The sequence below is a fragment of the Chryseobacterium sp. SIMBA_038 genome (assembly GCF_046535115.1).
GTDB lineage: Bacteria > Bacteroidota > Bacteroidia > Flavobacteriales > Weeksellaceae > Chryseobacterium.
In genome coordinates this window covers 107,498-131,923 of the sequence record NZ_JAWRXH010000002.1, presented here as the reverse complement: position 1 = coordinate 131,923, position 24,426 = coordinate 107,498, and the positions used below count along the sequence as shown (strand labels likewise).

At 35.2% G+C, this 24,426-nt stretch carries 20 protein-coding genes, 2 tRNA genes and 1 riboswitch; of the genes, 16 read left to right on the top strand and 6 right to left on the bottom strand.

Going from position 1 to position 24,426, the window contains the following annotated elements:
• Positions 1–36: 36 nt before the first annotated feature.
• The 16 genes from SB689_RS06815 (at position 37) to SB689_RS06740 (ending at position 21,102) form a co-directional block, all read left to right on the top strand.
• Positions 37–4,401, top strand: a complete 4,365-nt coding sequence (locus SB689_RS06815; RefSeq protein WP_410691383.1) for a CusA/CzcA family heavy metal efflux RND transporter — start codon at positions 37–39, stop codon at positions 4,399–4,401.
• Between the two features lies 1 nt (position 4,402).
• Positions 4,403–5,626 carry an efflux RND transporter periplasmic adaptor subunit gene (locus tag SB689_RS06810; RefSeq protein ID WP_410691382.1) on the top strand — a complete coding sequence of 408 codons (1,224 nt, stop codon included), beginning with the start codon at positions 4,403–4,405 and terminating at the stop codon, positions 5,624–5,626.
• A 12-nt stretch (positions 5,627–5,638) separates the two neighbouring features.
• Complete coding sequence (locus SB689_RS06805) at positions 5,639–6,058, top strand: Fur family transcriptional regulator (protein ID WP_073296074.1); 420 nt, start codon at positions 5,639–5,641, stop codon at positions 6,056–6,058.
• A gap of 45 nt (positions 6,059–6,103) precedes the next feature.
• The gene (locus SB689_RS06800) at positions 6,104–8,056 is read left to right on the top strand and encodes a heavy metal translocating P-type ATPase (RefSeq protein WP_410691381.1); all 1,953 of its coding nucleotides are present in this window, start codon (positions 6,104–6,106) and stop codon (positions 8,054–8,056) included.
• A gap of 226 nt (positions 8,057–8,282) precedes the next feature.
• Entirely contained in the window at positions 8,283–8,645 is a 363-nt protein-coding gene (locus SB689_RS06795) for a hypothetical protein (protein ID WP_410691380.1), read from the top strand.
• A 206-nt stretch (positions 8,646–8,851) separates the two neighbouring features.
• Positions 8,852–9,127: a YHS domain-containing protein gene (locus SB689_RS06790; RefSeq protein ID WP_410691379.1), complete on the top strand. Its 276-nt coding sequence runs from the start codon at positions 8,852–8,854 to the stop codon at positions 9,125–9,127.
• On the top strand, positions 9,114–9,797 hold the full coding sequence (locus SB689_RS06785) for an SCO family protein (RefSeq protein WP_410691378.1): 684 nt from the start codon (positions 9,114–9,116) through the stop codon (positions 9,795–9,797). Before SB689_RS06790 ends, SB689_RS06785 begins: the two co-directional genes overlap by 14 nt.
• A 119-nt stretch (positions 9,798–9,916) precedes the next feature.
• Positions 9,917–10,591, top strand: a complete 675-nt coding sequence (locus SB689_RS06780) for a superoxide dismutase (RefSeq protein ID WP_072407306.1) — start codon at positions 9,917–9,919, stop codon at positions 10,589–10,591.
• Positions 10,592–10,594: 3 nt separating this feature from the next.
• Positions 10,595–10,963, top strand: a complete 369-nt coding sequence (locus SB689_RS06775) for a hypothetical protein (RefSeq protein ID WP_410691377.1) — start codon at positions 10,595–10,597, stop codon at positions 10,961–10,963.
• 252 nt (positions 10,964–11,215) lie between these two features.
• A complete protein-coding gene (locus SB689_RS06770) occupies positions 11,216–12,040 on the top strand; it encodes an MbnP family protein (RefSeq protein WP_410691376.1) in 825 nt (274 codons plus the stop codon).
• A complete protein-coding gene (locus SB689_RS06765; protein ID WP_410691375.1) occupies positions 12,033–13,076 on the top strand; it encodes a cytochrome-c peroxidase in 1,044 nt (347 codons plus the stop codon). The genes SB689_RS06770 and SB689_RS06765 overlap by 8 nt, the downstream gene beginning before the upstream one ends.
• A gap of 2 nt (positions 13,077–13,078) precedes the next feature.
• Positions 13,079–14,020: a transporter gene (locus tag SB689_RS06760; protein ID WP_410691374.1), complete on the top strand. Its 942-nt coding sequence runs from the start codon at positions 13,079–13,081 to the stop codon at positions 14,018–14,020.
• 99 nt (positions 14,021–14,119) lie between these two features.
• A riboswitch (cobalamin riboswitch) is annotated at positions 14,120–14,306 on the top strand.
• A gap of 165 nt (positions 14,307–14,471) precedes the next feature.
• Positions 14,472–16,436 (top strand): TonB-dependent receptor, encoded by a 1,965-nt coding sequence (locus tag SB689_RS06755; protein ID WP_410691373.1) that lies wholly within the window; start codon positions 14,472–14,474, stop codon positions 16,434–16,436.
• Positions 16,433–17,566, top strand: coding sequence for a YncE family protein (locus SB689_RS06750; RefSeq protein WP_410691372.1), 1,134 nt, complete (start codon positions 16,433–16,435; stop codon positions 17,564–17,566). Before SB689_RS06755 ends, SB689_RS06750 begins: the two co-directional genes overlap by 4 nt.
• Before the next feature lie 12 nt (positions 17,567–17,578).
• Entirely contained in the window at positions 17,579–18,787 is a 1,209-nt protein-coding gene (locus SB689_RS06745; protein ID WP_410691371.1) for a cell surface protein, read from the top strand.
• 35 nt (positions 18,788–18,822) lie between these two features.
• Positions 18,823–21,102 (top strand): DUF5074 domain-containing protein, encoded by a 2,280-nt coding sequence (locus tag SB689_RS06740; RefSeq protein WP_410691370.1) that lies wholly within the window; start codon positions 18,823–18,825, stop codon positions 21,100–21,102.
• Between the two features lie 246 nt (positions 21,103–21,348).
• Here SB689_RS06740 and SB689_RS06735 read toward each other — a convergent pair whose 3' ends face one another.
• The 6 genes from SB689_RS06735 to SB689_RS06710 form a co-directional block, all read right to left on the bottom strand.
• The gene (locus SB689_RS06735; protein ID WP_410691369.1) at positions 21,349–22,560 is read right to left on the bottom strand and encodes an MFS transporter; all 1,212 of its coding nucleotides are present in this window, start codon (positions 22,558–22,560) and stop codon (positions 21,349–21,351) included.
• Between the two features lie 70 nt (positions 22,561–22,630).
• A complete protein-coding gene (locus tag SB689_RS06730) occupies positions 22,631–23,287 on the bottom strand; it encodes a FadR/GntR family transcriptional regulator (protein ID WP_410691368.1) in 657 nt (218 codons plus the stop codon).
• A 130-nt stretch (positions 23,288–23,417) separates the two neighbouring features.
• Positions 23,418–23,489 (bottom strand) — tRNA-Glu (locus SB689_RS06725).
• A gap of 96 nt (positions 23,490–23,585) precedes the next feature.
• Positions 23,586–23,657: transfer RNA gene (locus tag SB689_RS06720), tRNA-Glu, on the bottom strand.
• A gap of 11 nt (positions 23,658–23,668) precedes the next feature.
• Positions 23,669–23,923 carry a 30S ribosomal protein S20 gene (gene rpsT, locus SB689_RS06715; RefSeq protein ID WP_066752975.1) on the bottom strand — a complete coding sequence of 85 codons (255 nt, stop codon included), beginning with the start codon at positions 23,921–23,923 and terminating at the stop codon, positions 23,669–23,671.
• Positions 23,924–23,999: 76 nt separating this feature from the next.
• A complete protein-coding gene (locus SB689_RS06710) occupies positions 24,000–24,320 on the bottom strand; it encodes a hypothetical protein (protein WP_066752973.1) in 321 nt (106 codons plus the stop codon).
• Positions 24,321–24,426 lie beyond the last annotated feature (106 nt).

The following is a 24,426-nucleotide window of genomic DNA, read 5'->3' as shown; positions in this document are numbered from 1 at the left end:
TTAAAAAACAGACAATCACAAATTAAATCTCAATTTGTGTTAGATAAAATCATAAAATTTAGTATTCAAAACAAGATCATTATTGGTTTAATGACCTTACTTTTGATCATTTGGGGAGGGTGGAGTGCCACCAGATTACCCATTGATGCCGTGCCCGATATTACCAATAATCAGGTACAGATTATTACTGTTTGTCCCACGTTGGCAGGCCAGGAAGTAGAACAATTAGTCACTTTTCCCATTGAGCAAAGTATTGCGACGGTTCCGGATATAGAAGAAACCCGAAGTATTTCAAGATTCGGATTATCGGTGATTACGGTTGTATTTAAAGATAAAGTAGACATTTATTTTGCCCGTCAATTAATCAATGAAAGATTGAAACAGGCGGAAGAAAATATCCCTAAAGGAATTGGAACTCCCGAATTAGCACCTGTGAGTACAGGTTTGGGAGAAGTATATCAATATATTTTGCATCCCAAAAAAGGAAGTGAAAAAAAATACAATGCTAAAGATCTGCGTACGATGCAGGATTGGATTGTTTCCCGACAGTTATATGGAACAGAAGGCGTAGCTGAGGTCAATAGCTTTGGAGGCGAGTTGAAACAATATGAAGTGGCAGTCAATCCCAATCGTCTAAAAGCAATGGGAGTAAGCGTTGCCGATATTTTCACGGCTCTTGAAAAAAACAATCAGAATACGGGCGGAGCTTATATTGATAAAAAGCCGAATGCTTATTTCATTCGTGGAATTGGGTTAGCAACTTCAATTGAAGATGTTAAAAATATTGCGGTAAAAAATATAGGGAATATTCCTGTTTTTATTAAAGATGTCGCAGATGTTCGTTTTGGGCATGCAACGCGTTACGGAGCGATGACATATAACGGACAAACCGATGCGGTTGGTGGAGTAGTTATGATGTTGAAAGGTGCGAATAGCAATGATGTTGTCAACAGAATTAAAGAAAAAATTCCGACCATTCAGAAATCGTTGCCGGCAGATATTGTGATCGAACCATTTTTAGACAGAACAGATTTAGTAGATCGGGCAATCAGTACAGTTGAAAAGAATTTGATTGAAGGAGCACTGATCGTCATTTTTGTTTTAGTTGTATTTCTGGGCAATTTCAGAGCAGGATTAATTGTGGCTTCGGCAATTCCTTTGTCCTTGTTATTTGCTTTGGGAATGATGAATGTTTTTGGAGTAAGTGCCAATTTAATGAGTTTGGGAGCGATCGATTTTGGATTGATTGTAGACGGAGCAGTAATTATTGTTGAAGCTACTTTACATCATTTAGAATTAAGAAAATCGGTTCAGAGATTAACGCAAAGCGAAATGGATGAAGAGGTTTTTCTATCAGCTTCAAAAATCCGTGGAAGTGCTGCTTTTGGAGAAATTATCATTCTGATTGTATACATTCCGATTCTTACGTTGGTAGGAATTGAAGGCAAAATGTTTTCACCAATGGCTAAAACAGTAGGTTTTGCAATTTTGGGAGCATTGATTCTTTCACTGACTTACATTCCGATGATGTGCGCACTTTTCCTTTCAAAGAAAACATCTCACAAAGAAAATTTTTCGGATAAAATGATGAATTGGCTGCAAAAGATTTATCAACCTTTATTACAGAAAGCCATTAAAATTAAATATGTGATTGTTGGGCTTACCGTTGTGTTATTCTCAATTTCAGCATTGATTTTTAGCAGAATGGGTGGGGAATTTATTCCACAGTTGCAGGAAGGAGACTTTGCCTTTCATTGTATTTTACCTCAGGGAAGTTCATTAAGCCAAAGTATCGAAACTTCCATGCAGGCTTCCCGAATTATTAAACAATTTGATGAGGTGAAAATGGTGGTTGGAAAAACAGGTTCGGCTGAGGTTCCTACAGATCCGATGCCACCAGAAGCGACCGATTTAATTATTGTCTTGAAACCTCAAAAAGAATGGAAATCCAAAAAATCATACACTGAATTATCAGATGAAATTACAGAAAAGCTGGAAGTAATTCCCGGAGTTTTCTTTGAAGCAAATCAGCCGATTCAAATGCGTTTTAATGAATTAATGACAGGAATCCGACAAGATGTTGCGGTAAAGATTTTTGGTGAAAATATGGATACACTTTCTATTTATGCCGATAAAGTGAGCAAAGTCATTCAAAATGTTGAGGGTGCAACTTCTCCGCAGGTAGAAAGAGTGGGTGGACTTCCACAAATCAATGTTACGTACGACAGAACAAGAATTGCCAATTACGGATTGAATGTTGAAGATGTCAACAATGTTTTAAGTACGGCATTTGCAGGTAAAACTGCCGGTCAGATCTTTGAGAATGAAAGACGTTTTGATTTGGTGGTAAGATTAGACAGCGTGTATTGCACAGATATTGACGATGTGAGTAATTTAATGGTTCCAACCAATACCGGAACTCAGGTTCCATTATCTCAGGTAGCGAATATTGAATATAAATTGGGCCCTGCACAAATTAGTCGTGAAGCTGGAAAACGTAGAATTGTCATTGGTTTTAATGTCAAAGGAAGAGATGTAGAAAGCGTTGTGAAAGATATTCAGGGGAAACTCACAAAAGAGGTAAAACTTCCATCAGGATATTATTTCACGTACGGTGGCCAGTTTGAAAACTTAAAAGAAGCAAGTCAGCGACTTATGATTGCTGTTCCGGTATCGCTTCTACTAATCTTTATGTTGCTGTATTTTACATTTCATTCTTTCAAACAGGCAACTTTGATATTTACGGCGATTCCGATGAGTGCGATCGGTGGTATTTTCGCTCTTTTGTTAAGAGGAATGCCTTTCAGTATCAGTGCAGGAATTGGTTTTATCGCATTGTTCGGAGTGGCAGTTCTTAACGGAATTGTATTAATCGGAACATTCAATCAATTAGAAAAAGATGGCGTTACCGATGTGTTTAAAAGAGTAATTGACGGAACGAAAACCAGATTAAGACCCGTTTTAATGACGGCAACGGTAGCCTCTTTCGGATTTTTACCGATGGCAATAAGTACAAGCGCGGGAGCAGAAGTTCAGAAACCTTTAGCGACGGTTGTTATTGGAGGATTACTCTCCGCAACTTTCCTTACTTTATTTGTATTGCCGATGTTATATATTATTTTTAATTCTAAAATTAATATTAAAGATAAATTGCTGAAAAAGCCTTTAACGGTAATTATTTTAATAGGAACTTTGTTTTTAGGTCAAAATTTAAAAGCACAAAATTCAAGAGAAATTTCTTTGAATCAGGCGATAGAATTGTTACAGGAAAATAACCCTTCCATAAAAGCCAAGGATTTAAGTGTTCAGTCTTCTGAGGCATTGAAGCCAACCGCAAAAGAAATTCCTAAATTGGATTTCAGTGCACAGCTCGGACAATACAACAGCCCGAAATTTGACCAGTCTTTTTCTATTTCCCAAACGATTCCGTTTCCCACTTTGTTTAAAGCCAGAAAGGAATTAATTCAGGAAGAAATTAAAACCAAGAAGATTGAAAAACAGGTTACTGAAAATGAATTGATCAAACAGCTAAGATCTTATTTTTATCAGATTGAATATTTGCAGTACAATCAATCAAAATTGCAATACCTCGATAGTTTGTATGGCGATTTCATCAGAATTGCGACGGTGAGATTTAAAGCAGGAGATATTAAAAAAATAGAAATCAACACCGCGGAAACACAGAAAGGAGAGATCAATCTTTTGTTTCAGCAGAATAAGGTGTATCTGAATAATGCCTATAAAAATTTAAAGACCTTATTAAATACAGATGAAGATATTTCCATTTCGGATTCTCAAAAATATGAACCTTTAAAAGTTGAATATCTTTTAGACAATTCAACAGTGGAAAATCACCCGTCGATCCAGATTTTTAAACAGAATATGGAAGTGCTGGAAAAGAATAAAAATGTTGAAAAGGCGCAGGGATTACCGGATTTTAGTATTGGATATACCAATCAGTCCTTGATAGGTTTCCACACCTTAAATGGACAGGAAAAATACTATGGATCTGAGAATAGGTTTAATGCAGTGACGGTTGGAGTAGCTATTCCATTGACTTTCGGTGCTACAAAAGCAAGAATAAAATCGTTGGATTACCAAAAGCAGATGGAAGAAAAGAACGCGAAGTTTCAGCAGCAACAGCTGGATACTCAACTAAAAAATTCGTTCAGTCAATATCAGCAAGATCTTCAACAATATCAATATTATACAGATCAGGCGGTTCCTAATGCGAAAAGTATTGTAAAAGCCGCTCAGTTAGGCTATAAAACAGGAGAGATCTCTTATGTAGAATATTTGTTTGCGCTTCAGACAGCAACCAATATCGAACTGAAATATTTGCAATCTATTCAGCAGGTAAATCAAACTGTTGTCAATATTAATTCTTTAATCAACAAATAAAATGAAATTCAAATTTAATATCATCATACTTATTCTTCTGTCATTATTTCTAACGAGTTGTGGGAAATCTGAAAAAGCTGAAGAACCAAAACAAAAAACCGAAGAACATTCAGAACATGAAAGTTCGGAGTTTGCAGAACTAACGCAAGAGCAAATGACTGCGGTGGGGATTTCGTTAGGACAAATTGAAATGAAGGAGCTTACTTCTGTCGTTAAAGCCAACGGAGGATTGAGTGTTCCCAATAATAATAAAGCCAGTGCAACTTCTTTATATGGAGGCGTCATTAAGACATTGAATGTTCAGGTGGGAGATTTTGTAAAAAAAGGACAGGTAATTGCTACGATTGCCAACCCTGAGTTTATTCAATTGCAGGAAGATTATTTGACAACAGGAAGCAGGATTACTTTTGCAGAACAGGAATACAGAAGACAGAGAGAACTTTTCGATAATGATGCCGGAGCGAAAAAAAATCTACAAAATGCCGATGCCGAATTAAAAACTTTAAGAACAAAAAGAGCTTCTTTGCAAAGACAGATTCAGATGATGGGAATCAGTCCAGGAAATGTTTCCAACCAAAATTTAAGAACCGGACTTGCCGTTACAGCACCAATTAGCGGGACAATAAGTAATATTTTATTACAGATCGGAAGTTATATTGATGTTTCATCGCCTGTTGCAGAAATTGTTGATAACAGTTCTTTGCATCTTGATTTACAGGTTTTTGAAAAAGATTTACCATCAATAAAAGTGGGGCAGAAAATTCATTTTACATTAACCAATAATCCGGTGGAAGAATATGACGCTGAGGTCTACAGCATTGGAACAGCTTTTGAAAATCAAAGTAAAACCATTCCGATTCATTGTAAAGTAAAAGGAAATAAAAACGGTTTGATTGATGGAATGAATGCCACTGCGGTGATAAGTTTAGATAATAAATTAATGCCTGCAGTTCCGAACACGGCCATCACAAGTGCTGATGGCAAAGATTATATTTTTCTTGTAAATGATAAAAAAACCGAAGATCATAAAGATGAAAAATCTCAGGAGAAACACAATGAAAAAACCGTTAACTTTGAGAGGATAGAAGTGGTGAAAGGGACTTCAGAAATGGGTTATACAGCCATTACACCTGTGAAATCTATTCCGGAAGGAACAAAAATAGCAACAAAAGGAGCATTTTTTATTAATGCTAAGCTCACAAACTCTGGAGAACACGAACATTAATTTTCAAATATTATGAAAAAAGACATTGAAAATAAATTAATAGATAAAAATACCAAGCCTACAAGCATGAGGATTTTGGTGTATGATTTTTTGAGTTCTCAGGAAGCAGCTTTGTCATTGTCAGAAATTGAAAATTATTTTGATAATGCCGACCGAACCACAATCTATCGAACATTAAAAACTTTTGAGGAAAAAGGAATTGTTCACAGCATACAGGAAAATACCACGACAAAATATAAACTTTGCCACGATGGATGTGATGAAAGTACGCATAAAGACTGGCATCTTCATTTCTACTGTAAGATCTGTAAACAGACCACCTGTAAAGAAGATATTTCTTTTCCTGAGAATGTTCAGACGAATTTCAGGATTGATGAAATCAGGCTTTTCGCCAAAGGAATCTGTGAAAATTGTTTGGAAAGTTTGCAATAGTATTGCATTAAGTTTACACCTAATTTTGATTAAAATTATTCAGTTATGGAAGAATGTTGCAGTACAAAACCAAAAAAAGAGCATAATCATAGTCATGAAGGTCACGACCACGACCATTCTCATGATACAGGAGATCAATCTACGTTTCAGATGTTCCTTCCTGCGATCATCTCTTTTTCTTTGTTATTAATAGGAATAGCTTTAGATAATTATATTAAAACCAATTGGTTTACAGGCTGGGTTCGCTTAGTTTGGTACCTGATTGCTTATATTCCGGTAGGACTTCCTGTGTTAAAAGAAGCGTACGAAAGCATCACTAAAGGCGATGTTTTTTCAGAGTTTTTCTTAATGGGAATTGCAACCGTTGGTGCTTTTTCAATAGGAGAATATCCGGAAGGAGTTGCTGTAATGCTTTTCTATTCTGTGGGCGAAGTTCTTCAGGCGATGGCGGTGACCAGGGCAAAAAGTAATATCAAATCTTTACTCGATCAGCGTCCCGATGAGGTTACGATTTTGAAAGATGGAAAACCTGAAACTGTAAAAGCAGAAAAGGTAAATATTGGAGAAATCATTCAGTTAAAATCTGGAGAAAAATTAGGATTAGACGGTGAATTGCTGTCTGAAAAAGCCTCATTCAATACTTCTGCGCTTACCGGAGAAAGTAAACCGGATACCAAAATAAAAGGAGAAACGGTATTAGCGGGAATGATCAATCTCAATACGGTGAGCCAGGTAAAAGTAACAACGGCGTATAAAGATAGTAAACTGAGCAAAATTTTGGAGATGGTTCAAAATGCGACCGCTCAAAAAGCTCCGACCGAATTATTTATAAGAAAATTCGCCAAAGTGTATACACCAATTGTGGTGTTTTTGGCGATTGGAATTACGTTGTTACCTTACTTTTTTGTAGCCGATTATCAGTTTAGAGATTGGTTGTACAGAGCATTGGTATTCTTGGTGATTTCTTGTCCGTGTGCTTTGGTGATCTCCATTCCATTAGGATATTTTGGTGGAATTGGAGCGGGCAGCCGAAACGGGATTTTATTTAAAGGAAGTAACTTTTTAGATGTTCTGGCGAATGTTCAAAATGTAGTGATGGACAAAACCGGAACTATGACGGAAGGTGTTTTTAAAGTGCAGGAAGTTGATTTTAAAACTGAATTCAATAAAGATGAAATCCTAAAATTTGTCAATGCCTTAGAAAGTAAAAGTTCTCACCCTGTTGCAACAGCTATTCATGATTTTGTAGGAGAGATTGATCACTCTATTCAATTGGAAAATGTGGAAGAAATTGCGGGGCATGGCTTAAAAGCAACGATCGACGGGAAAGATTTATTGGTGGGAAACTTTAAGTTATTGGATAAATTCAATATCAAATATGACATCCAACCTGAAAATATTGTGTACACCTTGATTGCCATTGCTTACGATAAACAATTTGTAGGTTATCTTACGATTGCAGATTCCATCAAAGCAGATGCTCAATTAACGATCAATAAATTAAAGGCATTAAATGTACAAACCACCATGTTGAGTGGAGACAAAACTTCCGTAGTAAAATATGTAGCAGATCAATTGGGGATTCAAAATGCTTTTGGAGACTTACTTCCCGAAGATAAGGTGAATAAAGTCAAAGAAATCAAAGCTAAAAATCAAACTGTAGCCTTTGTGGGTGACGGCGTAAATGATGCACCGGTTGTTGCTTTAAGCGACGTAGGAATTGCGATGGGCGGATTGGGAAGTGATGCGACTATTGAAACTGCTGATGTTGTAATCCAAGACGATATGCCAAGCAAAATCCCGATGGCCATCAATATCGGAAAGCAAACAAAGAAAATTGTTTGGCAGAATATCATTCTTGCATTTGCAGTAAAAGCTGTTGTTTTAATACTTGGAGCAGGAGGTTTAGCCACCATGTGGGAAGCTGTTTTTGCGGATGTTGGAGTTGCTTTACTCGCTATTTTAAATGCTGTTAGAATTCAGAAAATGAAATTTTAAAAATTATCTCCCACGGATTACACAGATTTGCACAGATGATTGCGCATAATTAAGTTTAATTAAATAAAAATATACATAAACATCTGTGTAAATCTGTGTAATCCGTGGGGAAATAAAATCCAAATTCTTTCATCAACAAACAATCACCAACCAGAAAAATGACTTTCATCATATATCAATCATAAAAACAAATTTGAGTAGTATATTTGTAGAACAGAATTAATTATTGAAGTTTTTCATTTCCATATTTGTTATTTTCACCATTGCATTACGACCTGTTTTGCCATTGCTGAATTATGCGATAAATTATGATTACATTGTAAAAAATCTTTGTGAAAACAGAAACGTTCCACAATCTACATGTAAAGGAAAATGTTATGTTGAAAAAGAATTAGCAAAGACAGAAAAGCAGTCCAACAACAATCAAAATGTGAAAATTGCGGGATTAGATGTTTTCTTATCCAACGAAATATTTTCATTTTCAAATAAAAACCTGTCAGATATTTTAATAAAAAATCCTGATTCGGATTATCATAATTTCCATATCTCAGAATATTCATCCCGAATATTTCGTCCTCCTTTAGTTTAATTTTTTTTAAACTGAATTCTTAGTTGAATTTAATATTGAAATAAACTTAGCTATCAATTGCTGAGTGTAACGCCCTTGCGAACGTATCAGTGTGAGATTTGTAAAAAACTTGCAAACCTTGCGTTTAAAATAATTCAACATTAAATTTAGTTTAAATCTCAATCAATTTCATTCAATACTAACATTAATTTCAATTTTAAATTAAAATGAAATCAAAAATTATTTTAACAGCATTATTGTCTGTTTCATTAATGGCTTGTGCTCAGGAAACGCCTAAAGTAAAGCATAAAAAGAGTTCTGCGTCTTCAAAATCAAATACAACAAAAGTAAAATTTGCCAACGTTGAAGACCCGATTTGCCACATGCCAACAGAAGCAAATATGAAAGATACAGCAGTCTATAAAAATAAAACGTACGGTTTTTGCAGTGCTTACTGTAAGGACGAGTTCAAAAAAAATCCAGAGAAGTATGTCCAAAAATAATAAGACCAATAAAAGTGCAAAGCGCAAAGTAATAATTCCGCTTGCTGTTATTGCTTTACTTTTCTTGGGAATCGGGGTAGGAATGAGTTATTTTAAAAAGAGCCTTTATACAGTAATGAAGGTTCCGAATTTTGAACTGACCGATCAAAACAACAAGAAAATCACGAATAAAGATATGCTTGGAAAAGTATATTTGGTAGAGTTTTTCTTCAGCAGATGTCCGACAATTTGCCCTGTGATGAACAGCAATATGAGAGCGATTGAAGATGAGATCAATAATCCTGATTTTGGAATCATTTCCATAAGTATAGATCCGGAAAATGATACTCCTGAATTATTGAAACAACATGCAAAAAGAATTGGAGTAAAATCTCCCAACTGGCATTTCTTAACAGGAAATAGAGATTATATCGGAAAGGTCGCAGATCAGTTCGATATTTATGTAGGTGATAAAGAAGATGAAAGCGAAAATCTCAACCACAGCGGAATGATTGCTCTTGTAGATCAAGAAGGTAATATTCGATGCAGATACAATAAGGATAATATGCCGATTTTATATTATTCTGGTTTAAATTACGAAGATGCAGAAGGAAAAGTCCCAAAATTAACGGGTAAATATCACCCTGACAGAGAAATTTTAATTGAGGATATTAAGAAATTATTGAAGTAAAGGTAGGAAGTTAGATGTAGGAAGAGGGAAGTTGTAGCAGTTAGTATATAACTTCCAGCCTCCATCTCCCATCTTCCAACCTAGAAAATAATATTGTTTAACCACAAAAACAAAACGTTATGAAGATTATGAAAATAGCTGCTCTAAGTGCAGTTTTTGCGGCGCAGTTTGCGTTTGCACAGTTTAAGCAGACGCCTTTACCGTATGCATACAATGCGTTGGAAGGTTCTATCGATGCTCAGACAATGGAGATCCATTATTCAAAACATGCAGCAGCGTATGTAGCTAATTTGAATAAAGCAATTGCGGGAACTCCACAGGAAAAACAAACCTTATTTCAGATTCTTTCTCAGGTTTCGAAATCGACTCCTGCTGTAAGAAACAATGCGGGCGGACATTATAACCACGAGCTTTTCTGGACAATGCTTACTCCGGAAAAAAATACACAGCCTTCAGCAAAATTAGCGAAAGCAATTACTGAAAGCTTCGGAAGTATGGATGCATTCAAAGAAAAAATGGGTAAGGCGGGAGCAGACCGTTTTGGCTCAGGTTGGGCTTGGCTTTCGGTGGATAAAAACGGAAAATTATTCGTTTCATCAACGCCAAATCAGGACAACCCGTTAATGGATGTTGTAGAAGAAAAAGGAACTCCAATTTTGGGAATTGACGTTTGGGAGCATGCTTATTATTTGAAATATCAAAACAAAAGAGCAGATTATCTTGCCGCGATCTGGAATGTGCTCAACTGGAAATCAGTGAGCCAAAGATATGAAGATGCAGTAAGCAAGAAATAATTCATGAACTTAATTTGCAGCATATTTCTCACTTTATTTGTGGTATTCAGGCCTCTGGTACCATTGGTGGAGTATGCTGTAAATTATAATTATATCGCGAATGTTTTATGTATCAACAAAAGCAAACCCGAGCTTCATTGTAACGGAAAATGTTACTTGGGCAAAGAGCTTGCAAAAACCAATGATACCGATTCTTCGCCCTTAAACAAAACAAAAAATTCAGGACAGAAATTATTGGATATTTACATTCTTCCTGAGATTGCAGAAATCCAAAACACAGAAAAAATATCTCTCTTTAATTTCAAATTTTCATACAAAGCAGATTATTCTTTTCTGTTTTTACCCTCTATTTTCAGACCTCCGGTTTTTTAAGTTAATTTTTTCAAATCTTATTTTAACCACAAAAGTTACAAAAGCTTCTGTTTAAATCTTACGTAAAATAAGTGCACATAAGATGAAAATCAAAGATTTTCTCAAAACTTAAGTGTTCTATTAAAGCGTTAATTATTCACTTTAAAATTCTAAAGTGTTAAAGCTTTTGTGTCTTTTGTGGTTAGAAAAAATTGAATGTTATTTCATTCAACTCATATTTCTATTTTAAAAATTCAACTTAAAAAATCAACAATGAAAATTTATAAATTTTTATCATTATTCTGTATTGCCATTACTTTATTCGCTTTAAGCTCTTGTCGAAATAATGATGATGATTCAACCAATGAAACACCGGGAAATCTTCAGATAAAATTTGAAAACGGGTTTAATAATCTGGGAGATATTGTTTTAAATCAAACTACTCAAACCTCTTCACAAGGACAAAAGCATCAGCTTTCTGCACTAAAATATGTGGTGAGTAATATCAGTTTATTTGATGAAAACGGGAACGAATTTAAATACAATGAAAATAATCCTGACAAAGGCGCTTTTATCATTGATCAAGCGGATGCCGTGGCCGGAATTATTTATCTTAACTTAAATGGAATTCCAAAAAACAATTATAAAAAAATAAAATTCGGATTGGGAATCAGTCAAAATGCTTATCTGCTGGGGCAAGACGGGCAGGCAGAATTTTGGAATAAAGCCAAGCAAAAAGGCATGTCATGGTCTTGGGCAGCCGGTTATGTTTTCGTAAAACTGGAAGGGAAATATGGAACAAGTTCTCCTGCTACAGAATTCATGAATCACACCGGAAACATGGGAAATACCACAGCCAATAATACTCCAGATCTTTACCGAGAAGTTACGTTGAATCTTCCGACTACGGCAAGAGTTACCGCAACAATTACTCCATCCATTCACATTTTAGCAGATCTTAATCAGTATTTGAGTGGAGAAAATCCGCTTACTTTGACGTCTACCAATGACATGATGATGGGCTCTAGTCAACACTTGGTTAATGTAACCAATAACTTAACGAAGATGTTTAAAGTAGACCACGTTCACAATGATTAAAATAATTAAAACAGGAATTATTCTTTTCTCTTTTCTAAGTTTTGCATCGTGTTCTGATGAGGTGATTGAGCCGTTGGAAAAAGATGAAGCCTACAATCTTGAATTTCCTTCCTATTTTTCTGGAATGACTTTCGATCAATCCGGAAATCCTATTACCAAAAATGGAGTAGAGTTGGGAAGAAAATTATTCTATGAAGGTAAGCTTTCACGGAATAATACCATCTCATGTGGCTTTTGCCATATTCAAGAAAATGCATTTACTCATCACGGTCATACTGTAAGTCATGGCGTTGATGATAGAATTGGAATCAGAAACGCTCCACCGATTCAAAACATGGCATTTCTAAAACGATATATGTGGGATGGTGTAATTCATAATTTAAATGAACAGCCAATAATTCCAATAACCAACGAAGATGAAATGGATAGTTCGATGCCTGAAGTGATTTCAAAATTAAGTGCAGATTCGAAATATAAAAAATTATTCAAATCAGCGTATGGCGATGAAAGTATCACGGGAGAAAGAGTGTTGAAAGCGTTGTCACAATTTATGGCGACAATGATCTCGGCAGATTCAAAATATGACAGATTTAAACAGGGAAAAGAAAATTTTACTTCAGACGAAGCACAGGGAATGAATTTATTTCAACAAAAATGTGCTTCATGCCACAGCGGAGCATTATTTACAGATGAAAGTTTCAGAAATACAGGAATGTACTACAATACGCAGTTCAAAGACGCGGGACGATATCGGGTAACGCTTGATCAAAACGACTGGATGAAATTCCGGGTTCCGAGTTTAAGAAATATTGAATATACTGCGCCTTACATGCATGACGGGAGATTTTATACCTTAAATGCAGTACTTAATTTCTATTCAGATAATGTGGAAGATCAACCCAATCTTGATCCTCAATTAAAACAAAACGGACACATCGGAATTGCAATGAACGATCAGGAGAAGCAGTTTATTATTGCCTTTCTAAAAACATTGTCTGATAAAAACTTTATTTCAAATCCAAAATTTGCTGAGTAAACATGAAAAGAATACTATTAATAATAAGCTTGATTTTATGTAATTTATTTCAGGCGAACACAATCGGTGACAGTCTTTATATTCCAACTGATTTTCATGCAATGGTTTTTGATGATTGTGATGCTTGCGGATGTGCTGCAGGAAACGGTTCTTCTGGTTTTGAATCTTTATTGAATCCACAATTTATCGGAATTAAATATTTTGCGCAGCATTATAAAGCAAAAGAAAATCTATTTGTAAAGGATTTAACGCAGGATCAATATTTCAATACCATTCAGCTTTGGGGTAAAATTCCTTTAACTAAAAAACTAAGTGTGTATGCGAGTTTGCCATTTCATTTTCATGAAAAGAAAACAATGCAGGGTGATATTAAGATCAATGGAATTGGAGATTTGAACTTGATGGGAATCTATCAATTGATCAACTCAAAGGATAATATTCATCAATTAAATGGAGGAGTTGGAGTGAAAGTTCCCTTAGGAAAGTTTGACGAGAAAGGAATCACAGGCGTTAATCCGAGTTTTCAGCTAGGAACAGGAAGCTGGGATTATCAGATGGTTTTGAATTATAAATTTCAGAAAAATAAAGTTGCAGTTCTTTTAAATACAGATTATACGATTAAAATAGAGAACAAAAAGCATTATGATTTTGGAAACCAATGGAATTATTCAGCCACCGGATTCTATCAATTTATTTCCAATGAAAAAGTAATTTTTTCAGGAAAAGCAGGAATGCAGGGAGAAGTGTATGACCGAAATAAGCAGTTTCGCGAAGATTTACCCAATACCGCAGGAAGTGCTTTGTATGGGAAATTGGGTTTTGAAGCATCTTATAAAAAGTTTAGTTTGGGAAGTGAAGTAATGCTTCCCGCTTATTCTAATTTAGCAGGAGGAGATATTGAAGCGAAATCCCGATTGAGTGTTTTTATCAACTTTGGAATTTAACATAATTATTTGCATCCCGTTAAAATTTTAACGGGATGTTTTTGTTATTTAACTGAAAATCATTTAATTAATCAAAATATTGTATCTGCCGATAATTTTCTATCTTTGCCGAAATCTGGTGAGCCCTAAAAAGCGCTTAAAAGGGAATTCGGTGTAAATCCGGAACAGACCCGCTGCTGTAAGCTCCACAAAAAAGTTTTTGAAAATTATATCCACTGTTTTTTTAATGGGAAGGATTTCAAAAATGGAGTAAGTCAGAAGACCTGCCAGAAGATTTAACGTTTGACGCTTTCGTGGAATAAAGCTTAGGACAACAATGATTCTGTGCAGTTATTGCTGTGCTTTTCATTGCTGCTTTCTTATATCCATTAGCGTTATTATTTTCAAAGAGCTAATGGTATCAAAATTTACTTCTGGATGTTATAAAGTTATTATCACAATTTTTGTGCTAATGGCTCAATTATACTTTTCTCAAACCAGAAAAGACAGTATAAAAGAGAAATCGATTAAAGCTGTTAACATTTACAAAAAGAATTTTAAAGAGATTCTTCCTGCGCAGACCCTTTCAGGAGAACAATTAGAAAGACTGAACAGCCAGTCGGTTGCAGATGCATTGCGATATTTTTCCGGAGTTCAGATTAAAGATTACGGTGGGATTGGCGGAATGAAAACCATCAACATTCGAAGTTTAGGAAGCCAGCATGTCGGAGTTTTTTATGATGGAATTCAGTTAGGAAATGCCCAAAACGGATTAGTAGATCTTGGCCGTTTTTCACTAGATGACATTGAGGAAATTTCACTGTATAACGGACAGAAAAGCGAAATTTTTCAACCTGCAAAAGACTTTGGATCGTCAGGTTCAATTTATCTTCAGCCTAAAACTCCAAGCTTTAAAGGAAATCAGAAAACAAATTTCGTTGTCAGATTAAAAAACAGTTCTATCGATCTTTTTAATCCGTCATTTCGTTTAGAACAGAAAATTTCGGATAAAGTTTCTGCAAGTTTTAGTTCAGAATTTATGCAGAGTGATGGTGTTTATAAATATAGATATTCGCGGAAATATCCTGACGGAGCAGTTGCTTATGATACGATTTTTAAAAGATTTGATTCTGATATCAAAGCAAAACGTTTTGAGACGAGCGTTAACGGAACTTTAAGTAACGGAAGCTGGAATGTAAGAGGTTACGGCTATTTATCAAACCGAGGAATTCCCGGAGCTATTGTAAACAACCGTTTTGATGCAAGAGGGCAAAGAATGGTTGATGAAAATTATTTCGTTCAGGCTAATTTCAGAAAAAAGATCTTTCCAAAATTTGAAACACAGTTCAAAGCTAAATTTGCATACGATTATACTAAATATGTAGATACGGTTTCTTCAATTAAGATTCAGAATCAATATATCCAGAAGGAGCTATATCTTTCTTCTTCCAATCTGTATTCTATTACCCCGAATTGGGATGTGAGTGCTAGTGTAGACTTTCAGTATAATACGCTGGATGCCGATTTGAGGCAGTTTTCTTATCCTACCCGTTATACTTCGCTTGTGGCTTTTGCAACAACTTATCAATGGAACAGATTCAAATTTTTAGGAAGTGTTTTGGGAACTTTTGTTCATGAAAAAGTAGAGCTTAACACCAAAGCTCCCGACAAAACAGAATGGACGCCGGCCGCATTTTTAAGCTATCAGCCTTTTGATTCTAAAGATTTTACGGTACGAAGTTTCTATAAACGTATTTTCAGGATGCCTACTTTCAATGATTTGTATTACACTTTAATCGGAAGCTCTTCTTTAAGACCCGAATTTACGGAGCAATACGATCTTGGTTTTACCTATCAAAAATTTTACGATAATAATAACTTTTTTAAAGGCTTTTATGTAAAAGTGGACGGATATTTCAATCAGGTGAAGGATAAAATTATTGCTTCTCCTAATGGAAGTATGTTCCGATGGACAATGCAGAATCTTGATTATGTTGAAATTTTGGGTGCAGATGTCAATATTCAGGCAGAATTGCAGGTCGGAAAAGTAAAAATCAAACCATTATTAAGCTACACTTATCAAAGTGCAAGAGATTTTTCCGACAGGGAAGAGTCTTTCTTTGGAGATCAAATCCCTTACACACCTTGGCACAGCGGAACATTTACTTTAATGGCGGATTATAAGGATTGGGCTTTCAATTACAGTTTCATTTATGTAGGAGAGCGTTACGATATCAATCAGAACAATATTGCTGTTAATCATATACAGCCTTGGTATACGCATGATCTATCGATACAGAAAAAATTCAATTGGAAATCTCATCAGTTTAAAGCAAGTTTTGAAGTGAATAATGTTCTGAATCAATACTATGAAGTTGTCTTGAGTTACCCGATGCCGGGAAGATTTTTTAAACTTATTCTAAGTTATACATTATGAAAAAATTAAACTTTTCTCTGCTGTTGTTTGTATTTGTCTTTCTGGTTTCATGCCGTACAGACGAATATATCATCCCTGAAGAGCGGGAAAATCTGGCTCAGCCGGAAAATACTGCGATCAAAGGTTTTTATCTTTTGAACGAAGGAAATATGGGAACCAATAAAGCCACACTAGATTTCTTTGATTATACAACAGGAACTTATCGCAGGAATATTTACGGAGAGATTAATCCTACTGTCATAAAGGAATTGGGGGATGTTGGAAATGATATTCAGATCTATGGCGGTAAAATGTACGCAGTCATCAATGTTTCCAATAAAATTGAAGTGCTGGATGCAAAAACGGCAAAACGTATCAAAACCATTCAATTGGAGAATTGCAGATATATCACTTTTAAGAATGGAAAAGCCTACGCGTCAAGCTATGCCGGCCCTGTTTCTCTTGATCCGAATGCGCCTTTGGGTAAAGTAGCAGAGATCGATACGGTTTCTCTTTCCATTCAACGAGAAGTGACGGTTGGATATCAGCCCGAAGAGATGGAAATTATAGGAAATCAACTTTTTGTAGCTAATTCGGGAGGGTATAAATATCCAAATTATGACAGAACCGTTTCTGTGGTTGATCTTTCGACATTTAAAGAAACCAAGAAAATAGATGTTGCGATTAATCTTCATCACATCAAAAAAGATAATTACGGCGATTTGTATGTGACTTCAAGAGGTGATTATTATACAATTCCGTCGAGTTTGTATTTGGTTGATCCTGTCACAGGAATGGTGAAGAAAGATTTTCATATCGGAATAAGTGAAATGACGATCGTTAATGACAAACTCTATTATTACGGAAACGAATTCAATTACAACACGCATACCTACAAAAAATCTTTCGGAATTATTGATGTTAAAACAGAGCAGATCATTTCGAATAAAGTGATCGATCAGGAATATGTTGACTTGATCAAAACACCTTACGGAATTGCCGTAAATCCAATCACAGAAGATATTTACATTACAGACGCGAGAAATTATGTTTCCACAGGATTTGTGTATTGTTTTGATAAAAACGGACACTTCAAATGGAAAACCGAAGGCGGAAATATTCCCGCGCATTTCACTTTTTTATATAAATAAATTACCCAAAATATGGATAAAAATATTTTTAAAATTTTAAAAACCTCATTCTTTGCTTTTCTTCTTATTGGAATTATAGGTTGTAAAAGTGATAATGATGAAGAGGTAAATAATGATAATTCTTCTTTTGAAGGGTTGAAAGAAAACTATACGATTGATCGTTTCAAAGTTTTAAACATTACCCCGAAATTAAACGGGAAACTAACATGGAGTATCAATGATTCTATTATTTCTGAAAATTCTGAATTGGATTTTATCAGTCCTGTTGTAAAAACGTATCCTTTAAAATTAAAAGTTGAGAACAACGGAACGGTAAAAACATACACTTCTTCAATCTCAGTAAATCATGAAGCGGGAACTTACAGCAAATATATTTCTAATGTTTTTGATTTCCGTCCGGCTGTAGGGCAGTTTATCAATGAAATTCCGGAATATCTCTCAGGAAATACAGCAAATGATATGATCCAAAAAGCTAAAGAATCTTTAGTTGGAAGCAATTCTACAATGGTTACGCTTGGAGGTTATGGCGGATATGTTGTTTTTGGTTTTGATCATACGATTCCGAATATGAATGGAAGAGATTTTAAAGTTTTGGGAAATGCTTTCTTCGGAAATGAAGCCAATCAGCCCCGTTCTGGATCTTGCGAACCGGGAATTATCATGGTTGCCTACGACAGAAACAAAAACGGAAAACCCGATGACAACGAATGGTACGAGATCGCCGGAAGCGAATATTTTAAAAATACAACCGCTAAAAACTATAGCATCACTTATTTTAAGCCCAACGAAAACAAGCCACCTGTTCCTGGAACTGAATTTTGGCAGACTGATGTTGAGTACATTAAATGGCAGGACACTCTTGGGAATGTAGGATTTAAAACAAGAAACACCTTCCATGCACAAAGTTATTATCCTTTGTGGATTAATGATACTTCTTACAGTTTTACAGGAACCAGACTTCAGGGTAATTTTTACGATCAAAGCGGAACAGGAGCTTATTGGGTAGGGAAGTCTTATGATTTCGGATATGCAGATAATGCTCCGAATAATGATGAAGCATCCAATATCGATATTTCCTGGGCAGTTGACCAAAACGGGAATTATGTAAAACTTCCGGGTGTAGATTTTGTGAAAGTGTACACAGGAACCAATCAGGAAGCAGGCTGGCTTGGAGAAGTTTCTACGGAGGTTGCCGGAGCTTACGATTTACATTTAAATTAAAAAATTTAACAATAAAATATTTAAACTAATTAAAAATGAAAAAGTTTTATCTTTTAACGATGCTTTTTCTGTTTGCATGTTTTACGAATGCGCAGATAAAAGTTCAGGGAGTGCCCCGAAATGATATTCAGCAGAATATTACGACTCAAAATCAGACAAACAATACGACTTTAACGTTTGCTGATGTTCAATATTGGGTTGGGACAGGTTCTAATCAGGCTGCTTTTGTGGTACAATGGAACGACAGCAAAAATCCGGATGCTCTAGTTTGGGGATTCAGATGGGACGGAAATGCTACAGGTGAAGATATGTTGAAAGCGATTGCAAAAGCAGATCACAGATTCTATACTTTGTTGTATCAGGGAACTCAGTTCGGTTCGGCAATCGGCGGACTTGGTTTTGATCTAAATGGTGCAAACACAAACGCTCTTTACAAAAACGGAAACGTTACTTATCCTTATTACCCTGTTGACGGAATTGTAAACACTACAGCTTACGATTTTGATGATTATACCGCAGCAGATGCTGCAGATCATTGGTCTTCAGGATGGACAACCAACGGATATTGGTCATATTGGGTAAAAGATCCTACTGATGCCGATTTCGGATATTCAGGCGTTGGAGCTTCAACCCGTGCTTTAGTAAACGGATCTTGGGATGTTTGGAATTTTAATGCAGGATTTTCAGATTTTCCTATTTCTTCAACGATGACTGCGGTTTCACCATATATTTCTTCAACTAATTTCACTAACGGATATTTTATCGTGAATGAAGAATGGTTCGGTCATACCAATGGTTCTGTAAATTTTGTTGATAATAATGGAAACATTAACTATCGTGTCTACAGCAATGCGAATAACAATCAGGCTTTTGGAGCAACGACTCAGTACGGAACAATTTACGGAGATAAATTTTACTTTATCTCAAAACAAGCTGCTGACGGTGGAGATACTCAATACACACCTGGAGGAAGATTGGTTGTTGCAAATGCTTCAACAATGCAGAAAATTGCTGGATTTAATAATATCGGCGGAGGAGACGGAAGATCTTTTGTTGGTGTGAATGAACACAAAGGATATATCGGAGCTTCTAACGGAATTTATACATTTGATATTGATAATTTAGCGGTTGGAACTTTAATTCCTACAACCGGAGGAGGAAGCCAATATGCAGGACAGATCGGAAATATGATCCGTACTTCACAATATGTTTTTGCAGTAAAACAGGCTGCGGGAATTTTAGTTATCAATCCTAATACAGATACGGTTGTGGCTACCATTGCAGGTTCTTTCCATTCTATTGTTCAGGCTAAAGACGGAAGTATTTGGACGGTTCAGGATCAAAAAGTGGTAAATATCAACCCTGTGACTTTTGCAAAAACAGAATACGCAATCCCAACAACAAAATATATCGGAGCTTGGGGAGCTTGGAATGCAGGTAGCTTTACAGCAAGTAATCAGCAAAATGCTTTATATTGGATCAATTCTATCAACAGTTTCGCTTCAGGAACTCAGATCGTTAAATTTGATATTAATACAAAAACTTTTAACGAAAATTTTGCAGCAATTCCGGGACAAACAGGAACTTACAAACAAATTCCTTATGGAGCAGCTTTACGTGTAAATCCTGTTACTGACGAGATTATTTTAAATACTACAGAAAGCGGTTACGGAGCTCATTACCAGAAAAACTGGATACATACATTTAATAATACAGGAACTTTAACCAACACAAAAATATTAAACGATTATTACTGGTTCCCGGCGATCACGGTTTTCCCTGATACTACGAATCCTGTGGTTAGCAATACGTTCCCTTCTCAGGTTTCTGTGAACGGAACATCTACAATTGATTTAAAAACTGTAATTTCTGATGGTGATAACTTAGCTGCGGCTATTGTTAAATCTATCAAATCAAACAGTAATACAGCGGTAATTTCTGCGGTGATCAACGCTAATGAAGAGTTGGTTCTTACACCTCAAGGTTCAGGAACGGCTGATATTGTGTTAAGTTTTAATTCAAATGGTAAAGTTGTTGAAAAAACACTTACCGTGAATGCTACTAATTCTACTTTGGCAACTGCTGAGGTTAAGAAGCTTCAATTCGGTATTTATCCAAACCCAACGACAGATGTTTTGAATATTAAAACTCAGGATAAAATTACCAATGCTGTGATCTTTGATCTTTCAGGTAAGATGATCAATGCACAGATCAATAATGGACAAATCAACGTAAGCTCTCTTACAAAAGGAATGTACATCTTGAAAGTAGTAACTGATAAAGCAGTTTATCAACAGAAATTTATTAAGAACTAATTACAGTTCGGAAAGAATTTTATTTTTAATAATTAGATAACGAAACCCTTTACTATTGCAGTAAAGGGTTTTTTATTATTAGCTTAAATTTTTATTTTTTAAATTAAAAAACGAGAAAATATCTATCTTCTTTGTCATTCCGGAGGAATCTAGACATAGCTTGTGAAAATTATTCTGTTAATTACTTTGTTGAGATTCCTCCGGAATGACAAACTACATGAATAATAAAGATTTAATAATTAAAATTTATTTACTCTTTTTTGTTCCTTGAATATTCGGTAAAAGAGCAGTGATGATTCCCATCAAAGGTAAAAATGCACAGATTTTAAATACATATTCAATACTTGTATCATCGGCAACTGCACCTAAAACGGCAGAACCAATTCCACCCATTCCGAACATGAACCCGAAAAATAATCCGGCAACCAAACCAATTTTATCAGGCATAAGATCTGTTGCGTATACCAAAATGGCAGAAAATGCTGATGCAATGATCAATCCGATGATAACGGCAAATGCAATCGTCCAAACCAATGAAAGATAGGGAAGACAAAGCGTAAATGGAGCAGCACCTAAAATGGAGATCCAGATAATTTTCTTTCTGCCATATTTATCACCCAATTTTCCGCCTAAAATAGTTCCGACCGCAACTGCTGCAAGAAACATAAATAGATACAATTGAGAATCCTTTACAGAAATATGAAATTTATCAATCAGGAAGAATGTAAAATAATTCGTCATTGAAGCCAGATAAATGTATTTTGAAAACACCAAAGCCAATAAAATACTCACAGAAAAGATTACTTTTTTTCTTGATAACTGAATATTAACAACCAAATCCTTATGTTTTGCTGTTTTTTTGAAGGCTAATCTTTCAGCATACCAGTTTCCGATTCTCCATAACAGGATAATTCCGATAAAAGCGGCGATGGCAAACAGTCCAACGTATCCCTGACCTAAAGGAAGCACAATAAGAGCAACCAATAACGGCCCGATCGCACTTCCGGAATTACCCCCTACCTGAAAAATAGATTGAGCAAGTCCTTTTTGTCCACCCGAAGCGAGTTGGGCAACCCTTGAAGCTTCTGGGTGAAATATAGATGAACCCATTCCGATCAAAGCAACTGAGATTAAAATGACATAATACTGATGAGCTGATGCCAAAAGTAAAAGCCCTGCCATTGATAATCCCATTCCGATGGCTAAAGATCTGGGATTTGGCTTTTTATCGGTGTAAATTCCGACAAATGGCTGTAAAATTGAGGCTGTAAGTTGAAATACCAAAGTAATAATCCCAATCTGCGAAAAAGATAGGCTAAACTCGCCTTTTAGAATTGGATATAATGATGGGATGGTAGATTGGATCAGGTCATTCAAAAAATGCGAAAAACTGATCATAAATAAGATTGGATAAACAATTTTGTTCGTGTCAATTGTTTTAGTCTGTATGTTATCCATAGAGTGGTTGTTTTAAATTCATCTTGTCATCTGATGAATTTTGTTATGATTTTAATGATTTATTTTATTCCTAATATAATTTTTCAACAATTTTTTGAGCAATAAGAGCTGCTTTCTCTGGATCTTTATTTTCAATGCTGTTATAAAGTTCTGTATGTATCTTCTGTGAAATTTTAAAAGAAGGGGTATTATTGTTATGATTGGTTTCGAAACTTCTAAGAATATTTTTGCTTGCAATTTTATAGATTTCCTTTAAAAGGGTATTTCCACAAGCTTCAGCTATCGCAACATGAAAGTTAATATCTGCTAGATAACATTCTTGTGCTTTGTTTTCTTCAGCAAATTGCTCTCTAAGATCTAAGTAAGCTTTAATTGTTTTTAATTCTTTCTCCGTATGATTGATGGCTGCTTTTGCTGCGATTTTTGAATCCAGCAGAGATCTTACTTCAAGAACTTCTTCAATTTCTGCTTTACTCATTTGAATATCCAATGATTCCTGAATGTTTTTAGAAACTACAAACGTTCCCACACCCTGTTGGACGCTCAATACTCCTTTAATCGATAGAATTTTTATCGCCTCACGAATGCTTGATCGTCCTACACCATAGATTTTCATTAGCTCTGGTTCGATGGGTAATTTTTCACCGACAGGATATTCATCATTAAGAATTCCTTCGATCAATCTTTCCGCTACTTCTTGAGCTAATGTTTTTCTTTGAATTTGCATAGTATATACATCTTATCATCTGATGATTGCAAAGATAAGCTTTTTATAAATATAACAGAATAAATTATGTCAAGAATAGTTTATAATTAAGAACAAAAAAAAAGAGACTTTAAAAATAAAGTCTCTTTTGTAGCCCGTAGGGGAGTCGAACCCCTCTTACCAGAATGAAAATCTGAGGTCCTAACCGATAGACGAACGGGCCATCTACCAAACTGTAATTAGATTACAGGGTTAGTATTTTGTTTTTATAAGTTTCAACTCTTATTTTAATTACCCGGTTAGTAGTAATTAAGTCTTGTAGCCCGTAGGGGAGTCGAACCCCTCTTACCAGAATGAAAATCTGAGGTCCTAACCGATAGACGAACGGGCCAACTATACTGATTAAGCTAGTTTATTAACGTGCTTAGTAAGTTTGCTTTTTAAGTTAGCAGCTTTGTTTTTGTGGATAATATTTTTCTTAGCTAATTTATCCAATAAAGAGATAACTTTTGGCAATTGCTCTACAGCAGCAGCTTTGTCTTCTTCATTTCTTAAAACCTTCAAAGCTGTTCTTGCAGTCTTGTGATAGTATCTGTTACGAACTTTTCTAACTTCGTTTTGTCTTATTCTTTTTAATGCTGATTTATGATTTGCCATATCGTTTAAATGTGAGTGCAAAAATAAAAACTTTTTTGATACCTGCCAAATTATTTTTGACTTTTTTTGAAAATTTTTAATTTTCTTCTGAAAGGTACTTTTTAAGCTTATCTATTGCTTGTTCTATTTTAAAATTTTCTTGTTCTTTATCTATTCTCTTGATAATATTTTCCAACATTATCATTGCGTTGTTCCATTCTCCGGTGGTGTTGGTGAAGGTGAGTCCGTCAATTGTAACTTCCATCGCTCCTCTTTCTCCACTCTTGTAAAGTCTGAAACTTATTTTATCATCCTTGCCTGTTATCCCATCTTCATTGATCTTTAAATCGTAACTTTTTGGGTTAGAGTGGATTTTATTAAAAAGCAGCTTGGCTTCTTGTATTTTTAAATCCGGCATGATATAAAATTATTTGTAAATCTTTTCGGAAATACATCCTTCGGATTTAATAAATTAGTATTCATCATTTTGCTTTTTCTTAATTTGGGATCATAGAACATTAGGG